The organism is Azonexus sp. (assembly GCF_047638095.1).
Lineage (GTDB): Bacteria > Pseudomonadota > Gammaproteobacteria > Burkholderiales > Rhodocyclaceae > Azonexus.
In genome coordinates this window covers 1-3,387 of record NZ_JBLJBW010000083.1, presented here as the reverse complement: position 1 = coordinate 3,387, position 3,387 = coordinate 1, and the positions used below count along the sequence as shown (strand labels likewise).

Genomic DNA, 3,387 nt, shown 5'->3' with positions numbered 1-3,387 from the left:
TCGGCATCATCGCCCATCACTTCCATCAGCTTGTCGTTGAGGATGACGATCAGCGAATCGACGTGCTTGGCGAACTCGGCAATGCCGGCTTCCGCCGATTTCATGCGCCGGCCGCCTTCAAAACTGAACGGCTTGGTCACCACGCCCACCGTCAGCACGCCCATTTCGCGCGCCACTTCGGCCACCACGGGGGCAGCGCCGGTGCCGGTGCCACCGCCCATGCCGGCGGTGATGAAGGCCATGTGCGCGCCTTCGAGCTGAGCGCGGATCTCGTCGCGGTGCGCGTCCGCCGCCGCCTTGCCGGCTTCCGGCTTGGCCCCAGCGCCCAAGCCGCTCTTGCCGAGCGACAGCTTGGACGCGGCGGCATTGCGTGCCAGCGCCTGCGCATCGGTGTTGGCGGCGATGAATTCGACGCCGCTCACCCCTTCGCGAATCATGTGTTCGATGGCATTGCCACCGGCACCACCCACGCCGAACACCTTGATGATGGTGCCCTGCGACTCGTCTTTGTCGATGATTTCAAACATAAGGACCTCCTCCGGAAAAAACCGTTAACAATCAAAAATTCTTGGCAAACCACTGTTTCATGCTGGAAAAAACGTCGGTGACACCACGTTTTTCCTGAATCTTCTGCCCCCGCCGGCGCTGCGTCTGCGCTTCCAGCAGCAGACCGAAAGCGGTAGAAAAGCGCGGGCTTTGCACCACGTCGGCCAGACTGCCGTGGTATTTCGGGTTACCCAGACGCACCGGCATGTGAAAAATTTCCTCGCCCAGCTCGACCATGCCCGGCATGGCACTGGCCCCGCCGGTGAGGACGATGCCGGACGACAGCACATCCTCGAAGCCGGCCCGGCGCAACTCGTGCTGGATCAATTCGAACAACTCCTCGACCCGCGGCTGAATCACATCAGCCAGGGCGCGCCGGCTCAATTTGCGGCTGGGCCGGTCGTCCACCCCGGCCACATCGATATTTTCCGAAGCGTCCGCCATGTCGGTCAGGGCGCAACCGTAGCGAATCTTGATGTCCTCCGCTTCGCGCGTCGGCGTGCGCAGCGCCATGGCGATATCGTTCGTCACCTGGTCGCCGGCAATGGGAATCACCGAGGTATGGCGGATCGCCCCCTGGGTCCACACCGCGATATCGGTGGTGCCGCCGCCGATGTCGATCAAACACACGCCCAGGTCTTTTTCATCCTCCGACAGCACCGCGTAGCTGGAAGCCAGCGGTTGCAGCACCAGATCGTTGGCCTCCAGCCCACAGCGGCGCACGCATTTGACGATGTTTTGCGCCGCCGATACCGCGCCGGTGACGATGTGCGTTTTCACTTCCAGACGCATACCGCTCATGCCGATCGGCTCGCGAATGCTGTCCTGACCATCGATGACGAATTCTTGCGTGAGGATGTGCAGGATTTCCTGATCTGCCGGAATCGGCATGGCACGCGCCGTTTCGATCACGCGCTCGACATCGGCCTGGGTGACTTCCTTGTCCTTGATCGCCACCATGCCGTTCGAGTTGAAGCTCTTGATGTGGCTGCCGGCGATACCGGTATAGACGTGGCTGACCTTGCAGTCGGCCATCAGCTCGACTTCCTGAATGACGCGGCTGATGGTGTGCACCGCCTCCTCGATATTGACCACCGCGCCTTTTTTCAGGCCGCGCGATTCCTGCGAGCCGACGCCGATGACGTTCAGTCGCCCTTCCTGGTCCAGATCGGCGACCAGCGCAATGATGCGCGAAGTGCCGATATCCAGGCCGACCACCAGGTCTTTGTTATCCCTGCTCATGTGCTCACTTTCCCTTCGGTTGCACGGCATCGGCTGCCGCTAGCTTGATTGCAAACCCATTTGGATAGCGCAGATCGACCACCGTCGGCCGGGCTTCCAAGGCCGCCATTTCTTTTGTGTAAATCTCGACAAAACGCCGCAAACGCGCTTCCACCGGCCATTTCGGATGTTCGCGCCCGATCTCGATGCGCATCCCGTCGGCCAATACCAACTGCCAGGCCAGGCGCGAGGACAAATTCAGCTGCACCGGCTGTTCGCCCACATCGGCAAACATTTCGCGAAAACTGACGAAACGCTCCAAAACTTGCCGCGCCGTGCCATTCGGGCCTTGCAACAAGGGCAAGCGGCGCATTTCCGCCTCCGGCAAAAGTGCCGCGAACACTTCGCCATGACCGTTGATCATTTCCGCATACCCCTCGCCCCAGCGCGCCACCGGCTGATGTTCCTCGATCTGCACGGCCAGCCCTGCCGGCCAGAGACGACGGACTTGAACCCCGCGCACCCAAGGCAGTTGCAGCAAGGTTTGGCGGACATGGCTGACATCCAGCGTAAAGAAATTGCCGCGCAGACTGCCCGGCAAGACCTGCTCGATCTCGCCGCGCCGGGTGTGCTGCAAGGGCGTCTCGAACAGCACATACTGCACCGGCAAAGCCGGCACGCGCAGCAGCCACACCGCGCCCGCCGCAAGCAAGGCTGCGGCACCGACCAGAAACAACAGGTCGGCCAAGGTGTTGAGCAGTTGCGGTTTGTGCCACATTCATCGCCTCAATCGTTGGCCGCAAGTTCGAGCACGCGGCGCACCAATGCCGGGTATTCCAGGCCAGCCACGCGTGCCGCCATCGGCACCAGCGAGTGATCGGTCATGCCCGGTGCGGTATTGGCTTCGAGGAAATAATGCTGCCCGGCGCCATCCATCAGAAAATCCACCCGCCCCCAGCCGCGCCCGCCCAACACACGAAAAGCCTGCAGCGCCTCGGCGCGAATCTGCGCCTCCTTTTCCGCTGACAGGCCACTGGGGCAGCGGTAGGCGGTGTCGTCGCGCTTATATTTCGCTTCGTAGTCATACCACTCGGTGGCCGGCTCGATCTTGACGATGGGCAAGGTCTCATCGCCCAAAATGCCAACCGTGTATTCGCCGCCCAAAATCGCCTGCTCGGCAATCACCAACGGGTCGTGACGGGCGGCTTCGGCGTAGGCCGCCGCCAATTCGCCGCTGGTTTTGACCTTGCTCACACCGATGGACGAACCTTCGCGTGCCGGCTTCACGAACAGAGGCAGGCCGAGGCTGCGCTCGACGGCGGTAAAATCGCTCTCTGCCGTCAATAGTGCATAGGCTGGCACCGGCAAGCCGGCGGCCTGCCAGACCAATTTGCTACGCCATTTGTCCATCGCCAACGCCGAGGCCAAAACCCCCGGGCCGGTATAGGGAATGTGCAGAAGCTCAAGCGCGCCCTGGATGGTGCCATCCTCACCGTGCCGGCCATGCAGGGCGATGAAAGCGCGGTCGAAGCCGGCCAGTTCCGTCAGCGCCTGGCTGGCCGGATCGAAGGGATGCGCGTCAATCCCCTGCCCTTGCAGCGCGGCCAGCACCCGGCCACC

At 62.4% G+C, this 3,387-nt stretch carries 4 protein-coding genes; all 4 read right to left on the bottom strand.

The window, feature by feature from the left end; genetic code table 11:
* On the bottom strand, window positions 1-527 hold a 527-nt coding region (locus tag ACM62Q_RS13025), incomplete at its 3' end, for a cell division protein FtsZ (RefSeq protein ID WP_415037279.1).
* Window positions 528-558: 31 nt separating this feature from the next.
* Entirely contained in the window at window positions 559-1,788 is a 1,230-nt protein-coding gene (ftsA, locus tag ACM62Q_RS13020) for a cell division protein FtsA (RefSeq protein ID WP_415037277.1), read from the bottom strand.
* A gap of 4 nt (window positions 1,789-1,792) precedes the next feature.
* Window positions 1,793-2,545 carry a cell division protein FtsQ/DivIB gene (locus tag ACM62Q_RS13015; protein WP_415037275.1) on the bottom strand — a complete coding sequence of 251 codons (753 nt, stop codon included), beginning with the start codon at window positions 2,543-2,545 and terminating at the stop codon, window positions 1,793-1,795.
* 8 nt (window positions 2,546-2,553) lie between these two features.
* Window positions 2,554-3,387, bottom strand: an 834-nt coding sequence (locus ACM62Q_RS13010; protein ID WP_415037273.1) for a D-alanine--D-alanine ligase, incomplete at its 5' end; no start/stop codon positions are given.